The sequence below is a fragment of the Bradyrhizobium elkanii WSM2783 genome, from assembly GCF_000472865.1.
GTDB lineage: Bacteria > Pseudomonadota > Alphaproteobacteria > Rhizobiales > Xanthobacteraceae > Bradyrhizobium > Bradyrhizobium elkanii_A.
Map to the genome: position 1 here is coordinate 41,197 of NZ_AXAP01000013.1, position 22,054 is coordinate 63,250.

At 64.6% G+C, this 22,054-nt stretch carries 21 protein-coding genes; 13 read left to right on the plus strand and 8 right to left on the minus strand.

Annotation, left to right across the window (positions count from 1 at the left end):
* The first annotated feature begins 29 nt into the window (after window positions 1-29).
* Complete coding sequence (locus tag YY7_RS0114135; RefSeq protein ID WP_028163827.1) at window positions 30-839, plus strand: MlaD family protein; 810 nt, start codon at window positions 30-32, stop codon at window positions 837-839.
* A gap of 36 nt (window positions 840-875) precedes the next feature.
* Window positions 876-2,093, plus strand: a complete 1,218-nt coding sequence (locus YY7_RS0114140) for an alpha-hydroxy acid oxidase (RefSeq protein WP_245287276.1) — start codon at window positions 876-878, stop codon at window positions 2,091-2,093.
* Between the two features lie 177 nt (window positions 2,094-2,270).
* On the opposite strand, the gene YY7_RS0114145 is transcribed toward YY7_RS0114140, so the two are convergent.
* The gene (locus YY7_RS0114145) at window positions 2,271-2,672 is read right to left on the minus strand and encodes a DUF1330 domain-containing protein (RefSeq protein WP_028163829.1); all 402 of its coding nucleotides are present in this window, start codon (window positions 2,670-2,672) and stop codon (window positions 2,271-2,273) included.
* 137 nt (window positions 2,673-2,809) lie between these two features.
* On the opposite strand from YY7_RS0114145, the gene YY7_RS0114150 reads away from it, so the two are divergent.
* Together YY7_RS0114150 and YY7_RS0114155 are read left to right on the plus strand one after the other, a co-directional pair.
* Window positions 2,810-3,760 carry a DMT family transporter gene (locus YY7_RS0114150; RefSeq protein ID WP_028163830.1) on the plus strand — a complete coding sequence of 317 codons (951 nt, stop codon included), beginning with the start codon at window positions 2,810-2,812 and terminating at the stop codon, window positions 3,758-3,760.
* A gap of 91 nt (window positions 3,761-3,851) precedes the next feature.
* The gene (locus YY7_RS0114155) at window positions 3,852-4,835 is read left to right on the plus strand and encodes a Bug family tripartite tricarboxylate transporter substrate binding protein (protein WP_028163831.1); all 984 of its coding nucleotides are present in this window, start codon (window positions 3,852-3,854) and stop codon (window positions 4,833-4,835) included.
* 122 nt (window positions 4,836-4,957) lie between these two features.
* Here the strand turns inward: YY7_RS0114155 and YY7_RS0114160 are convergent, their stop codons facing one another.
* Entirely contained in the window at window positions 4,958-6,643 is a 1,686-nt protein-coding gene (locus YY7_RS0114160) for a methyl-accepting chemotaxis protein (protein WP_028163832.1), read from the minus strand.
* A gap of 239 nt (window positions 6,644-6,882) precedes the next feature.
* Here YY7_RS0114160 and YY7_RS0114170 point away from each other — a divergent pair, with 239 nt between their 5' ends.
* The 4 genes from YY7_RS0114170 (at window position 6,883) to YY7_RS0114185 (ending at window position 11,442) form a co-directional block, all read left to right on the plus strand.
* The gene (locus YY7_RS0114170; RefSeq protein WP_028163833.1) at window positions 6,883-7,926 is read left to right on the plus strand and encodes a C-terminal binding protein; all 1,044 of its coding nucleotides are present in this window, start codon (window positions 6,883-6,885) and stop codon (window positions 7,924-7,926) included.
* Window positions 7,927-8,125: 199 nt separating this feature from the next.
* A complete protein-coding gene (locus YY7_RS0114175) occupies window positions 8,126-9,466 on the plus strand; it encodes an ABC transporter substrate-binding protein (RefSeq protein ID WP_028163834.1) in 1,341 nt (446 codons plus the stop codon).
* A gap of 130 nt (window positions 9,467-9,596) precedes the next feature.
* Window positions 9,597-10,553, plus strand: a complete 957-nt coding sequence (locus YY7_RS0114180) for a carbohydrate ABC transporter permease (protein ID WP_028163835.1) — start codon at window positions 9,597-9,599, stop codon at window positions 10,551-10,553.
* A complete protein-coding gene (locus tag YY7_RS0114185; protein WP_027581077.1) occupies window positions 10,546-11,442 on the plus strand; it encodes a carbohydrate ABC transporter permease in 897 nt (298 codons plus the stop codon). Before YY7_RS0114180 ends, YY7_RS0114185 begins: the two co-directional genes overlap by 8 nt.
* Before the next feature lie 134 nt (window positions 11,443-11,576).
* Here the strand turns inward: YY7_RS0114185 and YY7_RS0114190 are convergent, their stop codons facing one another.
* The 6 genes from YY7_RS0114190 to YY7_RS0114215 all read right to left on the minus strand — a co-directional run bounded on the left by YY7_RS0114190 (window position 11,577) and on the right by YY7_RS0114215 (window position 17,107).
* Window positions 11,577-12,413, minus strand: coding sequence for a TonB family protein (locus tag YY7_RS0114190; RefSeq protein ID WP_028163836.1), 837 nt, complete (start codon window positions 12,411-12,413; stop codon window positions 11,577-11,579).
* Window positions 12,413-12,859, minus strand: coding sequence for a TonB system transport protein ExbD (gene exbD, locus YY7_RS0114195; RefSeq protein WP_028163837.1), 447 nt, complete (start codon window positions 12,857-12,859; stop codon window positions 12,413-12,415). The genes YY7_RS0114190 and exbD overlap by 1 nt, the downstream gene beginning before the upstream one ends.
* A 3-nt stretch (window positions 12,860-12,862) precedes the next feature.
* Window positions 12,863-13,618: a tonB-system energizer ExbB gene (gene exbB, locus YY7_RS0114200; protein WP_035690087.1), complete on the minus strand. Its 756-nt coding sequence runs from the start codon at window positions 13,616-13,618 to the stop codon at window positions 12,863-12,865.
* 65 nt (window positions 13,619-13,683) lie between these two features.
* On the minus strand, window positions 13,684-14,199 hold the full coding sequence (hutX, locus tag YY7_RS0114205) for a heme utilization cystosolic carrier protein HutX (RefSeq protein ID WP_028163839.1): 516 nt from the start codon (window positions 14,197-14,199) through the stop codon (window positions 13,684-13,686).
* A gap of 10 nt (window positions 14,200-14,209) precedes the next feature.
* Window positions 14,210-14,545, minus strand: coding sequence for an antibiotic biosynthesis monooxygenase family protein (locus tag YY7_RS0114210; RefSeq protein WP_028163840.1), 336 nt, complete (start codon window positions 14,543-14,545; stop codon window positions 14,210-14,212).
* A gap of 168 nt (window positions 14,546-14,713) precedes the next feature.
* The gene (locus YY7_RS0114215) at window positions 14,714-17,107 is read right to left on the minus strand and encodes a TonB-dependent hemoglobin/transferrin/lactoferrin family receptor (protein ID WP_028163841.1); all 2,394 of its coding nucleotides are present in this window, start codon (window positions 17,105-17,107) and stop codon (window positions 14,714-14,716) included.
* Window positions 17,108-17,369: 262 nt separating this feature from the next.
* Between YY7_RS0114215 and YY7_RS63080 the strand changes: the two genes are divergently transcribed.
* The 5 genes from YY7_RS63080 (at window position 17,370) to YY7_RS0114240 (ending at window position 21,985) form a co-directional block, all read left to right on the plus strand.
* On the plus strand, window positions 17,370-17,576 hold the full coding sequence (locus YY7_RS63080) for a hemin uptake protein HemP (RefSeq protein ID WP_028163842.1): 207 nt from the start codon (window positions 17,370-17,372) through the stop codon (window positions 17,574-17,576).
* A gap of 7 nt (window positions 17,577-17,583) precedes the next feature.
* Window positions 17,584-18,534, plus strand: a complete 951-nt coding sequence (locus YY7_RS0114225) for a heme/hemin ABC transporter substrate-binding protein (RefSeq protein ID WP_028163843.1) — start codon at window positions 17,584-17,586, stop codon at window positions 18,532-18,534.
* Entirely contained in the window at window positions 18,531-19,628 is a 1,098-nt protein-coding gene (locus YY7_RS0114230; protein ID WP_028163844.1) for a FecCD family ABC transporter permease, read from the plus strand. Before YY7_RS0114225 ends, YY7_RS0114230 begins: the two co-directional genes overlap by 4 nt.
* Window positions 19,625-20,419 carry a heme ABC transporter ATP-binding protein gene (locus YY7_RS0114235; RefSeq protein WP_028163845.1) on the plus strand — a complete coding sequence of 265 codons (795 nt, stop codon included), beginning with the start codon at window positions 19,625-19,627 and terminating at the stop codon, window positions 20,417-20,419. The genes YY7_RS0114230 and YY7_RS0114235 overlap by 4 nt, the downstream gene beginning before the upstream one ends.
* A gap of 210 nt (window positions 20,420-20,629) precedes the next feature.
* Window positions 20,630-21,985 (plus strand): esterase-like activity of phytase family protein, encoded by a 1,356-nt coding sequence (locus YY7_RS0114240; protein ID WP_028163846.1) that lies wholly within the window; start codon window positions 20,630-20,632, stop codon window positions 21,983-21,985.
* Window positions 21,986-22,054: the final 69 nt, after the last annotated feature.

Genomic DNA, 22,054 nt, shown 5'->3' on the forward strand with positions numbered 1-22,054 from the left:
TTTTCGCAGCTCATTTCGAAGGTCGAAACATGGTGCGCGCCAGCAATGTAATGATCGGGACGTTGGCGCTGGCGTTGATCGCCGGCGCGCTGAGCGGCTGGCTCGGTTACCGCAAATATGCCGGAATCCAGCGGCAGGTGCCGCTCCGGGTGATCTTTGAGGGTTCGGCCTCGGGTCTGCGCCGCGGCGGCAGCGTGAATTTCGCCGGCGTGCGCATCGGCGAGGTGGAGTGGATCAGGCTCGACCGTCACCGCGTGATCGCGATGACACGGATCGACAAAACGGCGCCGATCAAGAAGGACACCCAGGTCGGCCTCGAATTCCAGGGCCTGACCGGCATTGCCGCGATCTCCTTCACCGGCGGCACCGACGAGGCGCCGCTTCCGCCGACCGGCGCCGACGGCATTCCGGAATTGACCGCCGATCCCCTGGGGACGATGGGCATCCAGGAAAAGATCCGTGCCGTATTGCGCAATGTAGACACGGTCATCGACGACAATGAGGATGCGATCAAGGACACGTTGCGGGGGTTCGAGACCTTCACCGCCTCGCTGTCGAGCAATGGCGAGAAGATCAGCAGCGTCATCAGCACCGCCGAGGCGGGCGTCAGTGCCGTCGACGACGGTATGAGCCGCACCGAAGCATTCCTGAAGAGCCTCGGCAGCGACAAATATGGCGGCGAATTGCCGCCGACCGTGATCTCGCTGCGCGAACTGATCGAGAGCTTCGACAAGAAGTCCGGCGCGCTGATGGCCGACACGAGGAAGATGCTCGGCGATATCAGCCAGTCCGTGAACCAGGCGAACCGAAAATTTGGCGGAACCGGCGGCGGGCGCTAACGTAGCGCGACCATAACAAATACGGAAACGCCCGCTGTGCACGACAAGACGATCAGCCCGCCCGCGCCGCCGCCCACGGTATCCCGCGCCCAGAGCGCCGTGCCGCGGCGTCTGCAGCGCTATCTCACGCTTGACGATTTCGAGCCGGCCGCGCGACGGCTGCTGCCGAAATTCCTGTTCGGCTATATCGACGGTGGCGCCGAGACCGATGCGGCCAAGCGCGACAACCGCAGGGCTTTCGAGGAATACGGCTTCGTGCCGCGCGTGCTCAAGGATGTCTCCGGCCGCGACCAGACCACGACCTTGTTCGGCAAGACCTACGCCGCGCCCTTCGGGATTCCGCCGATGGGCTCGTCCGCGCTCTGCGCCTATCGCGGCGACATCGTGCTGGCGCGGGCGGCCGCCGCGATGAACGTGCCGATGATCCTGTCCGCCTCCTCGCTGATCACGCTGGAGGACGTCCGCCGCGAGAACGAGGCTGCGTGGTACCAGGCCTATCTCGCCGGGGACGACGCACGCATCGAGCCTCTGGTCGACCGCGTGGCTGCGGCCGGCTACGACACCTTCGTCGTCACGGCCGACGTGCCGGTGGCGCCCAACCGCGAGAACAACATCCGCAACGGCTTCCAGGTGCCGCTTGCGATCACGCCGCGGGTGTTCTGGGACACGATCACGCATCCGGACTGGCTGCTCAACACCTGGGCGCGCACGGTTCTCAATCACGGCATGCCGCATTTCGAGAACATGGACGCGCAGCGCGGCCCGCCGGTGCTCTCGAAGAACCTGATCCGCAACATCGGCGCACGCGACCAGCTCGCCTGGAAGCATGTCGAGCTGATCCGCAAGCGCTGGAACGGCAAGCTGGTGGTCAAGGGCCTGGTGTCGCCGGAGGATGCGCGGATCGCGCGCGAAAGCGGCGTCGACGGCGTGATGCTGTCCAACCACGGCGGCCGCCAGCTCGACTACACGGTCTCCGCACTGCGCACGCTGCCGGAGATCGCCGCGAAGGCAAACGGCATGACCGTGATGGTGGACGGCGGCATCCGCCGCGGCACCGACATCATCAAGGCCCTGGCGCTGGGCGCCGACTTCGTGTGGGTCGGGCGACCGTTCCTGTATGCCGCGGTCGCCGCCGGCGAAGCCGGCGTGACACGCGCCATCACATTGTTACGCGACGAAATCGACCGCGACCTCGCGCTGCTCGGCATCCGCAGTCTCAGTGAGATCACGCCGGACCTGGTGCGGAAGTTTTGAGATCGCTTCTCCCTCTCCCCGTTCTTACGGGGAGAGGGTTGGGGTGAGGGGCTCTCTCCGCAAGCACGGAAATAGACGAACTCGCGGAGGCTCCCCCTCACCCGGAATTCAAGCTGCGCTTGAATTCCGGCCTCTCCCCGCACGCGGGGCGAGGCAATCCGAGCTCGCCGCTCGGCCCTACCCTATCCTGAACTTGCTGTAGGCCTCGCTGGTCGCAACGATCACGTGCTCGGCGCAGGCGTTGCGGCGGTGAGGGTCGCAGAGAGTTTCGTACTCGGCCGAGATCATCATGTCGATGAAGGCCGAGACTGCGGGGTAATAGACCAGCGCCAGATAATCCCACTGGTTGCCGTCTGGCCGGCCGAGCGCGACCGCCTTGGCGTTGCCGGTCCAGAGCAGCGTGCCGCCGCGCGCCTTGATCATCGGCACCGTGAGCGCGCTGTAGCGCAGATAGGCGTCCCAGCCCGAGCCGTCGCCATCGAGCGAGCGCTCGCGGAAGCGCATCAGGTTCACCATCACGACCGGCTCCTGCGGCTGCAGCGCCTTAAGGCCTTCGACGTTCAAGAGGTCCACGCCCATCCGTCTCTCCGATGATTCCTTGTGCAGTTCAGCATCGCATATGTCGCCTCCATGACGCGCCAGCGGCAGCGCGCATGGCTGCTCTCTTCCGGAGCGTCTTGTCGCACGCGGAGAATCCGGCAAAAAGGTCCCGCAGCATGACCGATCTCCGCGCCTTGCCGTCCGCATCCGCTCCCGTACGCCGCTCCGCGATCGCCTGGCTCAACAACCAGCCCTATCTGCTGCTCAGCCTGACCTCGCTGTTCTGGGCCGGCAATATCGTGATCGCACGCTATGTCGGCAATCACGTGCCGCCACTGACGCTGTCCTGCCTGCGCTGGCTCGGCACCAGCCTGATCCTGCTGCCCTTTGCCTGGCCGCATCTGCGGCGTGACTGGCCGGCGCTGCGTGCCCGCCTGCCGCTATTGCTGCTGCTCTCATTGACCGGCTTCGCCTTCAACAATGCGATCTCCTATTGGGGGCTGCAATACACCGAGGCCCTCAACGCGCTGTTGATCCAGTCGGCGGGGCCGCTGTTCGTTGCGCTGTGGGCGCTGGTGCTGTTCGGCGTGCGGCTGACCGGCGCGCAGCTCGCCGGCATCACCCTCTCGCTGGCCGGTGTGCTCACCATCATTCTGCGCGGCGACCTCGGCGCGCTCGCCTCCATCAGCTTCAATCGCGGCGATGTGATGCTCGCCTCCGCGCTATTGTCGTTCGGACTCTATTCCGCGCTGATGATGCGGCGCCCGGTGACGCATCAGCTCTCGCTGATCGCGTTCACCACCGGCTGCGGCGCCTTGATGCTGGTTCCCGGCTCGATCTGGGAATATATGACCGGCGCCACGCTCAAGTTCGACGCGCTCACGCTGGGAACGCTGGCCTATGTCCTGATCTTCCCGTCGGCAATGGCCTATCTGTTCTTCAACCGCGGTATCGCGCTGATCGGACCGAACCGGGCCGCGCCGTTCTTCCATTTGGTGCCGGTATTCGGCTCGGCGATGGCGATCTTCCTGCTCGGCGAGGCGCTGCAGCCGTTTCACCTGATCGGCTACGCGCTGGTGCTGGCCGGCGTCGTGATCGCCTCACGACGAGGCTCGGCCAAACGGTGAATGCGGCGCGGCAACGCCTTCCGCTTTCAGACGGGACCGAGTAGTTTCCCCGGCAACCAACTGCCATAAACCCAGCGGAGGAAAGCACGATATGATCTCGGGACTGAAACACCATTGGCGCATCGCGGCAGCAGCATCCGTGGGGCTCGCGCTGCTATCCGGCGCGGCGACGGCGCAGGCGCCGGGCTACCCGAACCGCAACATCACGCTGGTGCTACCGTTTGCGGCCGGTAGCGGCACCGACACCACGACGCGCCTGATCTCGAAGGAGGTCGGCACTGCTCTCGGCGTCACCATGGTGATCGACAACAAGGCGGGCGCCAACGGCTCGATCGCGGCAAGCTACGTCGCCCGCTCCGCGCCTGACGGCTACACCCTGTTCGTGACGACCAACACGACGCATTCGGCCAATCCTTTCCTGCTCAAGACCATGAGCTACGACCCGGTCAAGGACTTCACGCCGATCGCGCGCACCGGCGACTTGCCATTCATGCTAGTGATCAATCCGGACATCCCGGCAAATTCGGTGGCCGAATTGATCGCGCTCGCCAAGAAGGAGCCCGGCAAATACTCCTACGCCAGCGGCAGTTCGTCAGCTATCGTGTCGGGCGCGACCTTTGCCCGCCTCGCCGGCATCGATCTCTTGCACGTCCCCTACAAGAGCTCGCCGCCCGCGCTCACCGACGTCATCGCCGGCCGCGTCTCCATGATGTTCGTCGACGTCCCGACCGGGCTGCCGCATGTCAACGCCAAGGCGCTGAAGGCGCTGGCCGTCACCACCAAGCGGCGCTCGGCGCTGCTGCCGGAGCTGCCGACCATGGATGACACGGTGAAGGGCTTCGACATCACCTCATGGCAGGGCTATCTCGGCCCGGCCAACATGCCCAAGGACATCGTGGTCAAGCTGAACGCCGAGATCCGCAAGGTCGTCGAGCGTCCGGACATCAAGAGCCAGCTCGCCGAACGCGGCATGGAAGCATTTTCGGGCACGCCCGAGGAATTCGACGCATTCCTGAAAGAACAGCTCGTGCTCTGGGAGCGGCTGATCACAGACGCCGGGATCGAGAAGCAGTGAGCTTTAAGCCGCGCTCCTGATGTTCTGCGTCATGGCCGGGCTTGTGCCGGCCATCCACGTACTTGCGGAGGCAGTCAAAGACGTGGATGCCCGGGACAAGCCCGGGCATGACGGTGAATGCGCTACGCCGCCCGCACCTTGGCCAGGAACTGATCGACGGCGTTGCGGAGCATTCCGGACTGGGTGTCGAGCTCGCGGGCGTTCGACAGCACGTCGGAGGCCGCGGTGCCGGTGGCGGCGGCGGCCGTGGTGACGCCGCCGATATGGGTGGAGATCTCGCTGGAGCCTGTCGCGACCTGCTGGATATTGCGCGCGATCTCACGCGTCGCATCGCCCTGCTGGTCGACCGAGGTCGAAATGCTGGCGGTGATCTCGCTCATCTGGGCGATCGTCTCGCTGATGCCGCCAATCGAGGCAACCGCCTCCGTGGTCGAGGCCTGCATTGCGGCGACCTGGGCGGAGATCTCCTCGGTCGCTTTCGCGGTCTGATTGGCGAGCGCCTTCACTTCGGAAGCGACCACCGCAAAGCCGCGGCCGGACTCGCCGGCGCGCGCGGCTTCGATGGTGGCGTTGAGCGCGAGCAGGTTGGTCTGCGCGGCGATTGAGTGAATCAGCTTCACCACCTCGCCGATCTTTTCCGCGCCGGTGGAGAGCGCCTGCACGGTGGCGTTGGTGCGCTCGGCATCGCCCACCGCCTTGCTCGCGATCTCGCTGGATCGCGCGACCTGGCGCGAGATCTCGGTCACCGAGCTCGACAGTTCCTCGGCCGCGGCAGCCACGGTGCCGACATTGTTCGAGGCGCTTTCGGACGCCGCGCTGACGGTCGCAGCCCGCGCGCTGGCGTCGCTCGCGGTCGCCGTCATCGATTGCGCCGTGGTCTGCATGCCGGCCGCGGCGGTCGCGACCGAACGGACCACGCCGGTGATGCTGCGTTCGAAATCGTTGGCGATATTCTCCATCGCGGCACGGCGTTCGGCCGTAACGCGGGCCTGCGTCTCCGCCTCTGCCTGCTCGAGGCCGCGGATGCGAACCGCATTGTCCTTGAATATCTGCACGGTCGCCGCCATGGCGCCGACCTCGTCGCCCCGGCCGACGCCGGGAATATCGCCATCGAGCTTGCCGTCGGCGAGTTCCCGCATCCTTGTGCCGAGCTGGCCGAGCGGCCTGGTGATGCTGCGGCCGATCAGCCAGGCGATCGAGCCGGAGATGATGGCGATGCCGAGGATCGAGAGGCCGAGCAGCCACGCGATCGGCGCCAGCTTGGCATCGATATCGTCGATATAGGCCCCGGTGCCGAGATACATGTCGAAGCCGGGAACGGCGACGGCATAGCCGATCTTGCGGATCGGCTTCTGCTCGCCGGGCCGCACATATTCATAGGTGAGGAGGATTTCGCCCTTCGCCTTCACGCCATCCATCAATTCGCGGGACAACCTGCGGCCGTTGGTGACCACGTCCATACGGTTGGTGCCGATCTGCTTGGGATCGGGCGCAAGGACGGTGATGCCGTCATAGGAGGTGCCGAACAAATAGCCGGAGCCGTTGTCATAGGTCATGGAATTGCCGCGCTTGCCGAGCTCGGCGAGCGCCGCCTCCTTGGTCATTCGCCCGGCATCGACCTCTTTCTTGAGGCCGGCCGCCATGTTCACGGCCATCTCGACCATCGCCTTGGTCTGATCGATGCGCGCGTTCATCATTTCGCGCTGCATCAGATGGCCCGCCAGCACGCCGGCGGCGCAGAGGCCGAGGATGGTCACCCCCACCAAAATGCCGAGTTTCGGGGTGATCTTTAGGTTGGTCAGCTTCACAGGGCGTCTCCGGGAATGGCGCGCTTGCATGTTTGGCGGATTGATTCGGTCCACCCTAATGTGAGAGCCTTTAGCGTCAGGTTACGAAGCTTCCCCGTAAAAGCCCGGGAACGCCGCGCTCAAGGCGACCTGGAACGGCGCGGAGCGCTTCGGCCCGCGAGGGCGCGGCAGCGACGACTTGTCGCGGCCGGATGACGGCAGAACGACCAACAACCAAAGAAGAAAATCGGGAGCAGGAGATGTCGAAGTTCAGGGTGGTGACGCCGAAGGGCGCAAGCTTCACGGTGGCCGGCGGCGGCTACGACTATGAGAAGGAAGCGCTCGATCCGATCGGCGCCGAGATCATCGAGGCTCCCGCCAACGAGGCGGAATTCATCGCAGCCGCAAAGACCGCCGACGCGATCTACGCCAAGGGCATGCCGATCACCAAGGCGGTCATCGATGCGCTCGAGAACTGCAAGGTGATCACGCTCGGCAGCGTCGGCGTCGACAGCGTCGACGTCAAGGCGGCAACCGCCCGCGGCATCCCCGTCACCAACATTCCCGACACCTTCATCGAGGAAGTCGCCGATCACGCCATGATGCTCTTGCTTGCCGGCTTCCGCCGCCTGGTTGAGCAGGACAAGCTTGTGCGCGAAGGACGCTGGACCGAAGGACGCCCGGCGCTCCTGAAAATTCCGCGCCTGATGGGACAGACGCTCGGCTTCATCTCGTTCGGACGCGTTGCACGCGCGGTGGCGAAGCGCGCCGCGCCTTTCGGCCTGCGGATGATCGCCTACGATCCGTTCATCCAGGAAACGCTGATGTCGGAACACAACGTGCTGCCGGCGACGCTGTCGGAGGTGCTGTCGCAATCCGACTTCGTCTCGATGCACGCGCCGGCGCGGCCCGAGGTGCATCACATGCTCACCGAGAAGCATTTCCGGCAGATGAAGAAGAGCGCGATCTTCATCAACACCGGACGCGGCGCCACGGTGGACGAGGAAGGGCTGATCAAGGCGCTGCAGGAAGGCTGGATCGCGCATGCTGCGCTCGACGTGCTGGAGAAGGAGCCGCCGTCGCACAACAATCCCCTGCTCCGCATGGACAAGGTCACGCTGACCGCCCATGTCGCCTCCGCATCTGCACGTTTCGATGAAGCGCGCAAGCGGCGCGTGGGCTACGAATTGTCACTGGTGCTTTCCGGGCTGTGGCCGGTAAGCTGCGTCAATCCGTCGGTGCTGCAGAACACCTCGCTCCGGCGCTGGCAGCCTGTCAGCATGGATCGCGGCCCGAACAGCTAGCCGGCGGGGAACGCACGTTTCCCGCGAAACGGAAATTGTGCGGGGCAAAAGTCTCTAGAGCATGATCCGGAAAAGTGTGAAGCGGTTTTTCGAAAAGATCATGCTCAAACAATATTAGGCGATCGCTTCGGCCCCATGAGGGCTGAAGCTCACGTTCACCGGCGAGTAACGCCGGGAACGATAAAACAGGGAGGAGACTATGGGGAGCGACCTCACCCGTCGTGACGCGTTGGCGCTTGGCCTCTCGGCCGCGGCGCTGGCGGCAACCGGCGCTTCGGCACAATCAACGGAATCGCTGGTCAAGGCGGCCGACGTGGCGGCACCGTCGCTACCGATCGAGAAGGGCGCAAGCCTGCGGATGCTGCGCCCGGTCCGCTTCGTCAAGGCTGACGAGGACGTGTTCCGCGCCAACGCGGCCAAATTCACCGAGAAGATGGGCGTCGAGGTCAAGGTCGATTTCGTCGGCTGGGAGGACATCAACCAGCAGACCGCGGTGACCTCGAACTCTGGCGCTGGTCCCGACATCATCATCGGCTTCTCGGACGCGCCGCATATCTACGCCGACAAGCTGATCGAACTCACCGATGTCGCCGAATATCTCGGCAAGCGCTATGGCGGCTGGCAGACGCTGGCCCAGAAATACGGCAAGCGCGCCAAGGGCAACGCCTGGATCGGATTGCCGTTCGGCGCCAGCGGCGGCCCGCTGGTGTACCGCAAGTCGGTGCTGCAATCGATCGGCTACGACAAGATACCGGAGGATCATGCGGGCGTGCTGGACGTCTGCCGCAAGCTGCAGAAGGCCGGCAAGCCCGCAGGCTACGCACTCGGCAACGCCGTCGGCGACGGCAACGGCTTTGCCAACTGGATCCTGTGGTCGCACAATGCATCCCTGCTCGATGAAGAGGGCAAGGTCACCATCAACAGCAAGGAGACGGTGGCCGCGCTGAAATATCTGAAGGAGCTGTATCCGACCTTCATCGCCGGCACGCCGTCCTGGAATGACGTCTCCAACAACCGCGCCTACTCCTCGCAGGAAATCGCGCTGACGGCCAACGGCGTCTCGCTCTATTTCGCGCTGAAGAACGATCCGGCGACCGCTGCGATCGCCGAGGACACCGAGCATCAGTTCCTGCCCAAGGGCCTGGCGAGCTCTACGCCGATGTCGGGGCTGACGCTGAACGCGATGGTGTTCAAGCACAGCCCCTATCCGAACGCGGCGAAAGCCTTCCTGCAGTTCATGCTGGAGAAGGAGCAGTACGAGCAGTGGCTCAACGCCAACAGCGGGTACTGGTCGCAGCCGCTCGCGGCCTACGCGGATGCTGCCGTGTGGTCCGGCGATCCCAAGGTCAAGATCTTCAAGGACACCATGAAAAGCCAATACTACGCCGGCTACAAGGGCCCGATCTCGACCGCGACCGGCGCCGTCAATGCCGACTATGTGCTGGTGCAGATGTGTGCGTCTGTCGCCACCGATGCCGCAACGCCGGAGGCTGCCGCCGCCGAAGCCGAGCGGCGCTGCAAGCGCTATTTCCGGCGCTAAATCGACAAACACCGTCATTGCGAGGAGCAACGCGACGAAGCAATCCATGTCTCCACAAGCGGTGAGATGGATTGCTTCGCTCCGCTCGCAATGACGGCGTAGGGCTTTGATCAGCACAGGACACGCATTCATGTCCGTGACCGCACTCTCTCCCCGAGACCTGGCGCTCCGCCAGCCGAACTGGTTCGCGCGCCTGCTCGACTACAAGCCGTTCCTGATCGTCGTCTGCCTCGCGCCGGCGATCGGGCTGCTCGCCGTGTTCCTCACCTATCCGCTTGGGCTCGGCGTCTGGCTCGCCTTCACCGACACCACGATCGGGCGGCGCGGCATCTATGTCGGATTGGAGAATTTCCAGTACCTCCTCAGCGATCCCCTGTGGTGGGGCGCGGTGTTCTACAGCGTGTTCTACACCGCGGTCGCGACCTTCGGGAAATTCGCGCTCGGCTTCTGGCTGGCGCTGCTGCTCAACAACCACTTCCCGTTCAAGAGCATCCTGCGCGCCATCGTGCTGCTGCCATGGATCGTGCCGACCGTGCTGTCGGCGCTGGCGTTCTGGTGGATCTATGATCCGCAGTTCTCGATCATCTCATATCTCCTGGTCGACGTGCTGCACTGGCGCTCGACCAATATCGACTTCCTCGGCTCGGCCTGGCCGGCGCGGTTCTCGCTGATCGCGGCCAATATCTGGCGCGGCATCCCGTTCGTGGCGATTTCGCTGCTGGCGGGCCTGCAGACCATCTCGCCGTCACTGTACGAGGCGGCGATGCTGGACGGCGCCTCATCTTGGCAGCGCTTCCGCTACATCACCTTCCCGATGATGATGCCGATCCTCGCCATCGTGATGACGTTCTCGATCATCTTCACCTTCACCGATTTCCAGCTCGTCTATGCCATCACCCGCGGCGGGCCGGTGAACTCGACGCACCTGCTCGCGACGCTAGCGTTCCAGCGCGGCATTGCCGGCGGCGAGCTTGGCGAGGGCGCGGCGATCGCAGTATCGATGGTGCCGTTCCTGGTGTTCGCGACGCTGTTCAGCTATTTCGGCCTCGCCCGGCGCAAATGGCAGCAGGGAGAGAGCGATGACTGACGCGGTCGCGCAACCAACCAACGTCGCCAGCGCCGCTCCCGATACCATGGCGTGGGACTCCCGCGCGCGGCGGATGATGATGATCTATCTGCCGCTGGCCTGCTTCGTCATCATCCTGCTGTTCCCGTTCTACTGGATGGCGGTGACCGCGTTCAAACCGAACGCGGAGCTGCTGAACTACAAGGAGCACAACCCGTTCTGGATCTCCTCGCCGACTTTGGCGCATATCCAGCACCTCCTGTTCAACACCGCCTATCCGCGCTGGCTGAAGACGACGATGCTGGTGGCAATCGGCTCCACCTTCCTGTCGCTGCTCGCGAGCACGCTTGCAGCTTACGCGATCGAGCGGCTGCGCTTCCGCGGCAGTCCCTATGTGGGCCTCGGCATCTACCTCGCCTATCTGGTGCCGCCATCGATCCTGTTCATTCCGCTCGCAACTGTCGTGGTGCAGTTCGGCCTGTTCGACAGCCCCTTGGCGCTGATCCTGGTCTATCCGACCTTCCTGGTGCCATTCTGCACCTGGCTCCTGATCGGCTATTTCAAGTCGATCCCCTATGAGCTCGAGGAATGCGCGCTGGTCGACGGCGCGACAAGGTTGCAGATCCTGCGGCGGATCACACTGCCGCTCGCCGTGCCCGGCCTGATCTCGGCCGGCATCTTCTCCTTCACGCTGTCATGGAATGAGTTCATCTACGCGCTCGCCTTCATCCAGAGCAGCGCCAACAAGACTGTGCCGGTCGCGATCCTGACCGAGCTCGTCTCCGGCGACGTCTATCAATGGGGCGCGCTAATGGCAGGCTCGCTGCTCGGCTCGTTGCCGGTTGCGATCTTCTACTCGCTGTTCGTGGACTATTACGTATCCTCGCTGACGGGCGCGGTGAAGGAGTAGAGGCCGCGGCGAGCGCGTGGCTCAAGCTCCTTCCCCCTGAAAGGGGGAAGGCTGGGATGGGGGTCAAGCCACGGGCGCAGGTGCGCGTGGTGAGACCGGATCCCCACCCTTTTCAAGGGGAGGTGGGAATACGGCTACCGCAGCGAGAACGAGATCGGGACGTTGAAGCCCATCGCTGCGTGCTTCATGTCTGATGGAAACGGCGGAAATGGCTGGGCGCGGCGAACCATGGCCACCACCTCCGCATCCAGCGCGGGATTGCCCGAGGAACGGCCGAGCCGGCTCGACGTCACCTGTCCGCCGCGACTGAGCGTGAAAACCACGCTGGCGATGCCCTGCTGTCCGGCGGACTTGGCGCCCGGCGGATATTGCTTGAAGCGCAAGAGATGGGCGCGGACCATCTGATTGTAGGAGGCGACCGCGGCAGCAGATGCGCCGCTGCTGACGGCGGACATGGTCGGTCCCTGGCGCTCGGCGCGTGGTGACGCGGTGGTGCGCGGCGCCGGCGGTGCCTCCGTCGGCTTCTTGGCGTCGGGGCGAACCACCTTCGGCTTGGCCGGCGTGGGCTTGCGGTCGGGAATGGGCTTTGCCGGTTCGGGCGCTGGTGGTGCCGGCTGCACCTTCTGCTCCGGTGGCGCCACGACCTCGGGCTTCTCCTGCGGCGGGGTCGGCGGGATCAGCTCTTCCACCGCCTGCTGCGGCACCGGCTCGGGCGGCGAAGCGTCAGCGGCCCGCATCTCGGGGCCCGGCGCGAGATCCAACGGCGTCGATTGCGGCGCCGACGTTGTCGGCGCCATGTCGACCATGATCGCAGGCAGGGTGACACCGGGCAGCGGCTGCTCGCGATACCATTTCATGCCGGCTGCGATTAGCGCTGCATGCGTGGCGAGGATCACGAGCGCCGAGATGCCCCAGCGCCGCAACGCGGCCTGATCGGTGACGTCATGCAGCGCAAACGCGTTCATGGCGATCAGCTTCGGCCGTCGAGGCCGACCAGCGCGATCTTGAGATAGCCCGCGTTGCGCAGCAGGTTCATCACCTCCATCAATTCGCCATAGCTCACCGCCTTGTCGGCGCGCACGAAGATGCGCTCGTCCTTGCGGCCCTTGGTGGCGCCGTCCAGCGTCGTGGCAAGCGCGTCACGCGCGACGATGTCCTCGCCGACAGCGACCGAGAGGTCGGGCTTCACCGTGACAAACACCGGCTTGTCGGGACGCGGCTGCGGCTCGGCGGTGCTCGCGGGCAGATCGACGCCGAGATCGACCGTGGCGAGCGGTGCCGCAACCATGAAGATGATGAGCAGCACCAGCATGACATCGATGAAGGGAGTGACGTTGATCTCATGCGCCTCGACGAGATCGTCCTCGGCGCGAAACCGTCCGCCCCCTGCACTGCCCGCCCCGAGCCTGACGCCCATCATTCACTCCGCGGCGCGGGCGAGGCGAAACAGGCCGCGATCGCCCTCGCGGCTGACCAGGAGCAGCACCATCGCGCAGGCGTCTCCAAGCAGCGCGCGATGTGCCGCGATCGACCGTATCAGGTGATTGTAGATCACAACCGCAGGGATCGCCGCGACCAGCCCCAGCGCGGTCGCAAGCAACGCTTCGGCAATGCCGGGCGCGACCACCGCGAGATTGGTCGTGTGCGCCTCGGAGATGCCGATGAAGGAATTCATGATGCCCCACACCGTGCCGAACAGGCCGACAAAGGGCGCAGTGGCGCCGATGGTCGCGAGCACACCGGTGCCGCGCGCGATCTGCCGCGCCATCGCAGCCTCCACCCGCTCCAACCTGAGCGCGGTGCGCTCCTTGAAGCCGTCATCGAACACGCCGCCGGAGAGGCTCGCCTCGCGCGCCGCGGACTGGATGATCTGCGCCACCGCGTCGTCGTCGCCGCGGCTCGCCTGCTCCGCCTCGGCCAGCACCGTATCCTTCTCGAGCAGCCGCAGGCGCTGTTTCGCGAGCGCCGTTTTGCGCCGGATCTCGATGGTCTTTGCCAGCCAGATCGTCCACGTCGCTAGCGAGGCGAAAGCGAGACCGATCATGACCGCCTTCACCACGATGTCGGCGCTCTGGAACATGCCCCAAGGCGAGAGGTTGCGCGGCAATAGCGCGTTGTCGTCGGCGGCGAAGCAGGCGGCCGGCCACAGCATTGCGTTGGAAGCGATCAGCGCCATGACGATCGGGCGCCGGCAAAATCCATCGAACCATGCTTGCATGATCGCCTCCCGACCTTGCTTCCTCAGGCCGCATCTCCCGGCGCGATCCGGTCCGCGAGTGCACGGAAGCGCTGGAGCTGGTCGCCGCGCAGCGCGCGGGTCTCGTCGCGACCGACGAACACCTTGAACATGATGCCGCCGTCGACATTGATGAAGGCGATGAAGGCTGACGACTTGCCCATGAAGGGGCGCTCGACAAAGGCGATCGCCGCGCAACGCTCGTGGCGGAGATGGCCGTGCAGGCCCTTCGGCTGCATCAGGTTGAAATAGCCGCGGCCGATCTCGCCCGCTGGTATCGCGCCAGTGAACTCGAAAATCGCATCGTCGGTGTGGACGATCAGCGTCACCTCGCCCCAACCGGCGATGTCCTGCATGGCGGCGGCGAATTCGCCGCCCGCACCAATCCGCGCCATCTCGCCCGGCAACGCCTCGATCACCGCGCGCGGCGAAATCTTTCGCTCGCGCGCGACGTCCTCGATCACGGCGCCGGGATTGTCGGCCATGTAGGCCCTGAGATCGGCGAGCTCCGTACTCGACATAACGGTCTCCTTACGGCGCGGCGCTCGCCTTGCGTTCGCTCTGGATCACCTCAAAGCCTTCGAACTTGGGATGACCGAGATAAAGGCTCTCACCGGTCTTGTTATCGGCACGGGCATGCGCGCGGCGGAATTCTTCCGAGCGCGTCCAGGCCTCGAACGCCGCCTTGTCGACCCAGGTGGTGTGCGACGAATAGAGCGTGTGGTCCTCGGCCTCCGGCCCCTTGAGCAGATGGAATTCGACGAAGCCCGGCAGGTTGCCGAGATAGGACTCCCGGGTGGCCCAGACGGTCTCGAACGCCTGCTCCGAGCCCTTCTTCACCTGAAACCGGTTCATGGCGATAAACATTGTCGAATTCTCCTTCCTACGTTCGCGGCGTTGGCCGCTTGTCGGGTTTTCGGCGCTGCGCCGCTTGCGCAGCCTGCCGGTTAAGTTGGTTGAAAACAAGAACGCGCCAGGCCGCGCTGGAGCGTTAGCGCGGCCACGACACGGATGAAAGAGCTCCGGGTTCCTCGATCAGGTCCCTCCAAAGTGATATCTGAGGCCGCCCTTGAAGACGATCCCCGGCCCCGCGCTGGCCCATTTGACGTCGTTCTGGGCGTCGCCGGTGGAGCCGACCGGAATGGCGTAGGGACGGTAGTATTGATCCAGGAGGTTCTCGACCGAGAAGTTGAGCACCAGATCCCGCGTCGGCGTGTAGGCCACGTAGAGGTTCACGAGATCGTAGGACGTCGCCGGCGTGAAGGTCGGCGGGATATTGTTGTTGGCCAGCGCCGACGTCCACATCGCGGAGATCACCAGCGTGTTGTCGAGCAGGCGCACGCCGGCCGTCGTGGTGATCTTCTGCGGCGGGATGCTGTAGAGTCCGAGGCCGGTCTGGAGGTTCTTGCCCTGCATGTAGCTCCCGGCAATGCCGACGAACCAGGTTCTGGCATCATACATCGTCTCGGCTTCGAAACCCTCGATTCGGGCCTCGGCGATGTTCTGGTACTGCACGAAGGGCAATACGGTGATGCGCGGTGCGGGCGGCGGACCGGTCGGAACCACGAGCGGAGGTCCGTACGACACCAGATCGATGTAGTTCTCGATATCATTGCGGAAGAAGTTGAACTTGCCGCGGATGCTGTCGCCAGGCACGAACAGGTCGTTCTTCTTCAGGTTGAAGCCGATTTCCTTGTTCTTGCCGATCTCGGGCTTCAGGTTCGGGTTGGGGACGAAGCAGAATGTCGAGTCGGCGCCGGGCCCCGGCGTGCCCGACGGACAACGGAAGAACGAGTCGTTGATGGTGGCGCCGGAATGCGGGCCGTTGACGAGCGTCTCGGTGATCGACGGCGCGCGGTAACCTTCGGCATAGCTGACATAGGGCGTCAGCATCGCGGCGGGCATCAGTCCGACCGTGATCTTCGGCGACAGGCGGTCGCCGCTGGAGGACGTCGTCCCCGATTCCAACTGGTAATTGTCGTAACGCAGCGCCGAGATGGTTTCGACCAGGTTCTGGTAATTGGCCTTCCACTGCACGAAGCCGCCGGACACCGTGCGACGGCCGCCTGGCGTCGTCACCTCGGACGTGCCGCTCCTGTCGTTCGTGCTCACCTCGTCCTGGAATGCATCGAGGCCGTAGGTGATGGCATTGTGCCAATCCAACAAATCGAAACGTGAGGTGTTGTGGATGTCGACGCCGTACGTATCGAGGAGATAGCCGCGATTGCTGCCGATACAGCCGGAGACGGCGTTGCCGGGCACGCCGCCGCAGAAGGCCGACGGTGTAGTGCTGGTATGCGCGGTCTTGATCTGGTCGTTCTCGGTGCGATTCCAATAGACCTTCGCATCCCAGTCGAACAACCGGTCATCGGGCTGCGAATAGGTCCAGCCGAGCGTCGTCGTGTAGTTCTTCACGTTGCTGGCGTAGATCGAGGTACCGGAGAGGTTGTTGGTTCCGTTCGCGTTGCTCGAGTTCGGATCGCCTGCGCGACGCGGCGGCTGACCGACGCTGTAGATGTCTTCCTGGAAGATGGTGCCGAGCTTGACCTCGTGTCCGTCGGCCGGGCGCACCGTCAGCTTGGCGATGCCGCTGGAGAGCCGGTTGCCGGTATTGGCGACTTCGAACCCGGTGCCGTCCTTGTAGTTCTCCTGCGTGCTGTAGGTGCCGCCGGCGAACACGTCGACATTGGGATTGACACGAACGCCGCCGAAAACCGAGGTGAGCCAGCGCCCCTCATTGCTGCCGAACACATTCTTGTAGTCGACGCCCCAGCGCTCGCCGGGGCGCACCACATCCTCGATGTCCTTGGTGCGGAACGAGGCCACGCCGCCGATCGCGCCGGATCCGTAGATGTTCGCCGTCGGGCCGCGCACGATGTCGATGCTGCTGATCAATTCCGGATTGAGGAAGAAGGAGCCGTTCGCGAAGTGGCCGGTGCGCTGGTAGTTCTGCCGGGCGCCATCGACCACCACCGCAACGCGACCGAAGTCCTGCAGGCCGCGGATGTTGATCGACGTCGACGGCTCGTCGCCGCGGTCCTGCACCCAGACGCCGGGCAGATTATAGAGGAGATCGCCGATCGTGCTGGGCTGGCGGCCCTGGATCTGCTCAAGCGTAACGACGCTGACGGGCGCTAGCGCGTCGATTGCGCGCTCCTCGATCTTCGATGCGGCAACGGTGATGGTGTCGAGCGATTGCACCGTCACGGCACCGATCTGCGCGCGCGCATTCATTACGGGCGCCGCCGCCTGCTGTTCGACTTTCGGCTTCGCCGGCTTGCGCTTGGCCTGCTTGGCGCGCTCCGACGCGCGACCGGCCGGCTGCGCGTCCGCAGTCTGGGCGAACCCGGACTCCGAAAGCAACAACCCGATTGAAACCACTGATGCGCCCAAAATAAAGGCGCGCGAAATCCTAGCCCCGTCAGCCATATTGCCCCAATCCAAAGGTCTGCTTTTTGGGTCTGGCTGGCGTGCGCTCGCGAAATGATGCGAGCGGCTTGCTGGCTACCAAAATACACAGTGCGGGTCACACGCCCGCGCTACGTTCACATTCGTTACGTCGCGGTAACAAAGTGGTCAACAACGGCACGGCGCAGTTTATATCGATTGTAAACTGCAGCGATTGGATTGCGGCGCGGGCGACCTGTACAAACAGCCATCCAGAGAACGTTCGGGGCGCAGCAAAGAGGATATGGCGGCAACTTCCGGAGACAATACCGAAGGCGCCGGGGGGCGCGCAGCAAATGCCTCACCTGCCGTGAGAAACCTCTCGATGACCGGCAACCGGATCGACAGCCGCGAGCTGTTTCAGACCGAACGGGAGATCATGATCGCGCATGGCAACGAGATTTACCGGTTGCGTCTGACCTCGCAGAACAAGCTGATCCTGACCAAGTGATCCCTCGATGGCAATTTGTCGCACGCTCGCAATCCTGCTGATCGCCAGCCTCTTGCCCGTTGAGGCGGCACTGGCCGCAAACACCACCGTGCATGATGCGCGCGACCGCGACGTCATCGTCGACAACCCCTCGCGAATCGTCTCGATCGGCGGGGCGATCACCGAAATCCTTTATGCGCTCGGCTTCGAGGACCGCGTCGCCGGCGTCGATGCGACCAGCCTCTATCCGGCCGCCGCGCTGCGCGACAAACCCAATGTCGGCTATATGCGCCAGCTCTCGCCCGAGGGCGTGCTCGGGCTCAACCCGTCGCTGGTGCTGGCGGTGCAGGGCTCTGGGCCGAAGGAAACCATGGACGTGCTGGAAGCGGCCAAGGTGCCGCTGGTGCTGGTGCCCGAGACGTTCTCCGAGCAGGGATTGCTCGACAAGATCAAGCTGGTCGGCCACGCCATGGATGCCGATCCGCGCGCCGAATGCCTGACCACCGCCGTCGCGCATGATCTCGCGCAATTGCGGGAGCTGCGCGCCAAGGTCACGAAGCCGGTGCGGGTGATGTTCGTGATGTCGCTGCTCAACGGCCGCGCCATGGCGGCGGGCAACAAGACGGCGGCGAACGAGATCATCCAGCTCGCCGGCGGCGTCAATGCGGTCGAAGGCTATGACGGCTACAAGATCATCAGCGACGAGGCGATCGTCGCCGCCAAGCCCGACGTCGTGCTGTCGATCCAGCGCGGCAAGGATTCGCTGGAGGCCGAGGCGATCTATGCGCATCAGGCCTTCGCGCTGACGCCGGTCGCAGCGAACAAGAGCTTCATCTCGATGGAAGGGCTCTATCTGCTTGGCTTCGGACCGCGCACGGCGGCTGCAGCGCGCGACCTTTCGACGAAACTCTATCCGGCGCTGGTGCCGCAGGCGGAGAAGTTCGTGCCCGCGGCGCTCACGGCGAATTGCCGGCAATGAGCGCCTTGGCGGACGCGCGTGGCAATACTGCCGATCCTCGTACCAAGCGCTCGCGGCCGCCAGCAACGCTGACGCTGCTTTGCCTTTGCGCCGCGCTTGTCGGCACTGCGCTCATTGCGGTGACCCTGGGTGCGGCCGGAATCCCCCTCGCCCGCCTTCCCGCCGCGCTCGGCCTGTGGGGCGACGGAGCGGCCAATCCGCTGGTTGCGCGCGACCAGCTCGTGCTGTGGTCGATCCGGATTCCGCGGATCGTCGCCGCCGCGATGGTTGGCGGCCTCTTGGCGGCGTCCGGCGCAATCATGCAGGGGTTGTTCCGCAATCCCCTCGCCGATCCCGCGCTTGTCGGCGTCTCCAGCGGCGGCGCCTTTGCTGCAGCCGCCGCGATCGTCTTCACAGACAGCCATATCGGCGAGAGCGTCCGCTTCATGCAGCACCAATTGCTGCCGCTGTCGGCGTTCGTCGGCTCGCTGGTGACGACCATCCTCCTGTACAGCATCGCAAGCCGCGCCGGTCGGACGTCGATTGCGATCTTCCTGCTGGCGGGAATTGCGATCGCCGCGATCGCCAATGCGGGCATCGGGCTTCTGGTCTTCGTCGCCGACGACCGCCAACTCCGCGACATCACCTTCTGGATGCTGGGCTCGATGAGCGGCGCGACCTGGGGCAAGATCGCGACACTGGCGCCGGTGCTCACTGTTGCGCTGCTCGCGTGCCTGTCGATCGCGCGCGGGCTCGATGTGCTCGTGCTCGGCGAGGCCGAGGCTTTTCACAGCGGCGTCGACGTCGAGCGATTGAAACGGATTTCCATCATCCTGGTTTCAGCCATGACCGGGGTCGCGGTCTCCGTGTGCGGCGTCGTCGGCTTTGTCGGCATCGTGGTGCCGCATCTGCTCCGGCTTGCGATCGGACCGGCGCACCGGCTGCTGCTGCCGGCTTCCGTGCTGCTGGGCGCCGTGCTGCTGGTCGGCGCCGACACGATGGCCCGCACCATCGTGTCGCCGGCGGAAATGCCGATCGGCATCCTGACGGCGGCGGTCGGCGCGCCGTTCTTCCTCGCCATCCTGTTGCGGCAGCGCAGCCTGGTTTCGCTATGATTCCGATGCTGCAGGCAAGCTCGGTCTCGGTCGTGGTCAGTGGCGCCACGCTGGTCGATGCCGTCGATCTGCGTGTCAATCCGGGCGAGATGATCGCGATCGTCGGGCCGAACGGCGCCGGCAAGTCGACGCTGCTGCGCATGCTGTCCGGCGACATCACGCCGACGCGCGGCACGGTCGAATTGAAGCAGCGCACGCTCCGCGCCTATCCGCCGCGCGAATTGGCGCGGCATCGCGCCATGCTGTCGCAGCATGTCAACGTCACCTTCCCGTTCACGGTGGAGGAAATCGTCTACATGGGCGCGGGCGACAATTCGCGCGCGACGGCCGCGCCGCTGGTCGAGTCCGCACTGGATGAGGTCGGGCTGAGCGGCTTCCGCCATCGCCAATTGCCGACGCTGTCGGGCGGCGAGCAGCAGCGCGCGCATTTCGCCCGCGTGCTGGTGCAGCTCGCCTGCGGCGAAACGCAGAACGGTCCGGGCCTGTTGCTGCTGGACGAGCCGACTTCGAGCCTCGACCTCAGGCACCAGATCGACCTGGTCGAGACCGCGCGCCGCCGCGCGCAGAACGGCACCGCTGTGATCGCGATCCTGCACGACCTCAACCTCGCGATGCGCTTTGCCGACCGCCTCGTTCTCCTGCATCGCGGCCGGCTCGCGGTCGACGGCGGCCGTAGTGAGGCGATGACCGCGGAGACGATCCGCACCATCTTCGAGGTCGACGCCACGATCGACCATACCGACGGCGGCATTCCCTTCCTGCTGCCGCAGACGATGCGACCGGTGACGTAACGCCGCAGGCATATCCAGCGGCAATCGTTAGAGCGTTTTCGAGCGAAGTGGACACCGGTTCGCGTGAAGAAAACGCGTCAAGACAAGAATCTAGAGCTTCGGTTCTGATTCCATCAGAACCGAATATGCTCTAGCCGTCACGAAATTGTCAGCCGCTTGTAACACGCGCCTCCCAGAACTCCGCCACGTTCATCTTCAGGGGAGATCAACATGCGCAAATCACTGCTTTGCTCCGTCGCGACCATCGTGCTGCTCTCGGGAGCCGCCTTCGCGCAAGGCGAAGGCGAATATCCGGCGACCCTCAAGGGCCACGCCGTGCTTCCGGCGGAAAGCTTCATCGACGCGCCGGCCGATGCACCGAACGATCTCAAGACCTCGGGCAAATACACCACCGGCCGCCGCGTCGACGCCACCGGCACCGTGATGGGCAAGTCCTACGAGCGGCCGACCGGCGTCTCGCTGCCGTTCAAGGGTCAGCCGCTGCAGGGCCATTCCGGCATCAAGGTGATGGCGGACGGCACTTTCTGGGTGCTTACCGACAATGGCATGGGCTCGCGCTACAACTCGGCCGATTCGATGCTGTACCTGAACCGGCACAAGATCGACTGGGCGAGCGGCAAGGTCGAGCGGCAGGAAACCGTCTTCCTGCACGACCCCGACAAGAAGGTGCCGTTCCGCATCGTGCATGAGGATACCGCCAAGCGCTATCTCACCGGCGCCGATTTCGACACCGAAGGCTTCCAGATCATCGGCGACACGTTCTGGATCGGCGAAGAGTTCGGACCCTACGTGATCAAGGCCGACAAGACCGGCAAGGTGCTGGCCGTGTTCGACAGCGTCGCCGATGGCAAGCCGGTGCGCTCGCCCGATCACTGGTCGGTGCAGTCGCCGGGCGCGCCGGGCGCCAGCTACACCACCGTCAACCTGCGCCGCTCTAAGGGTTACGAAGGCTTTGCCTCCTCGAAGGACGGCAAGTTCCTGTACGGCCTGCTCGAGGGCCCGCTGTGGGATGCCGAGAAGAAGGATTGGGAGAAGGTCGACGGCAAGGAAGCCTCACGCATCCTCGAGTTCGACGTCGCGAACGAGAAATTCACCGGGCGCTACTGGCAATATGTGTTCGAGCAGAACGGCAATGCCATCGGCGACTTCAACATGATCGACGCCACCAATGGTCTGATCATCGAGCGCGACAATGGCGAAGGCACCGCGGACAAGGCGTGCCCGCAAGGACAGCGCGGCGAGAACTGCTTCCCCGATCTCGCCAAGTTCAAGCGCGTCTACAAGGTCGAGCTCTCGGATGCCAATGTCGGCAAGCCCGTGCGCAAGGTCGCCTATATCGACCTGATGAAGATCCGCGATCCCGACAAGAAGGCGAAGAAGCCGCTCAATGACGGCGTGCTGACCTTCCCGTTCTTCACCATCGAGAACGTCGACAAGGTCGACGACACCCACATCATCGTCGGCAACGACAACAACCTGCCGTTCTCCTCGAGCCGCGATCCCAACAAGGCCGACGACAACGAGTTCGTTCTGCTGGAAGTGGGTGAGTTCCTGAAGGCGAAGTGAGTGACTCCCTCTCCCCGTTCTTCACGGGGAGAGGGTTGGGGTGAGGGGCTCTCTCCACGATTACGGTGG

Coding starts and splice junctions, on each gene's coding strand:
- YY7_RS0114135 (WP_028163827.1), top strand. CDS start 30: ATGGTGCGCGCCAGCAATGTAATGATCGGGACGTTGGCGCTGGCGTTG.
- YY7_RS0114145 (WP_028163829.1), bottom strand. CDS start 2,672: ATGGGCGTGGACCTCTTGAACGTCGAAGGCCTTAAGGCGCTGCAGCCG.
- YY7_RS0114150 (WP_028163830.1), top strand. CDS start 2,810: ATGACCGATCTCCGCGCCTTGCCGTCCGCATCCGCTCCCGTACGCCGC.
- YY7_RS0114155 (WP_028163831.1), top strand. CDS start 3,852: ATGATCTCGGGACTGAAACACCATTGGCGCATCGCGGCAGCAGCATCC.
- YY7_RS0114170 (WP_028163833.1), top strand. CDS start 6,883: ATGTCGAAGTTCAGGGTGGTGACGCCGAAGGGCGCAAGCTTCACGGTG.
- YY7_RS0114175 (WP_028163834.1), top strand. CDS start 8,126: ATGGGGAGCGACCTCACCCGTCGTGACGCGTTGGCGCTTGGCCTCTCG.
- YY7_RS0114180 (WP_028163835.1), top strand. CDS start 9,597: ATGTCCGTGACCGCACTCTCTCCCCGAGACCTGGCGCTCCGCCAGCCG.
- YY7_RS0114185 (WP_027581077.1), top strand. CDS start 10,546: ATGACTGACGCGGTCGCGCAACCAACCAACGTCGCCAGCGCCGCTCCC.
- exbD (WP_028163837.1), bottom strand. CDS start 12,859: ATGGGCGTCAGGCTCGGGGCGGGCAGTGCAGGGGGCGGACGGTTTCGC.
- exbB (WP_035690087.1), bottom strand. CDS start 13,618: ATGGCGCTGATCGCTTCCAACGCAATGCTGTGGCCGGCCGCCTGCTTC.
- hutX (WP_028163839.1), bottom strand. CDS start 14,199: ATGTCGAGTACGGAGCTCGCCGATCTCAGGGCCTACATGGCCGACAAT.
- YY7_RS0114210 (WP_028163840.1), bottom strand. CDS start 14,545: ATGTTTATCGCCATGAACCGGTTTCAGGTGAAGAAGGGCTCGGAGCAG.
- YY7_RS0114215 (WP_028163841.1), bottom strand. CDS start 17,107: ATGGCTGACGGGGCTAGGATTTCGCGCGCCTTTATTTTGGGCGCATCA.
- YY7_RS63080 (WP_028163842.1), top strand. CDS start 17,370: ATGGCGGCAACTTCCGGAGACAATACCGAAGGCGCCGGGGGGCGCGCA.
- YY7_RS0114225 (WP_028163843.1), top strand. CDS start 17,584: ATGGCAATTTGTCGCACGCTCGCAATCCTGCTGATCGCCAGCCTCTTG.
- YY7_RS0114230 (WP_028163844.1), top strand. CDS start 18,531: ATGAGCGCCTTGGCGGACGCGCGTGGCAATACTGCCGATCCTCGTACC.
- YY7_RS0114235 (WP_028163845.1), top strand. CDS start 19,625: ATGATTCCGATGCTGCAGGCAAGCTCGGTCTCGGTCGTGGTCAGTGGC.
- YY7_RS0114240 (WP_028163846.1), top strand. CDS start 20,630: ATGCGCAAATCACTGCTTTGCTCCGTCGCGACCATCGTGCTGCTCTCG.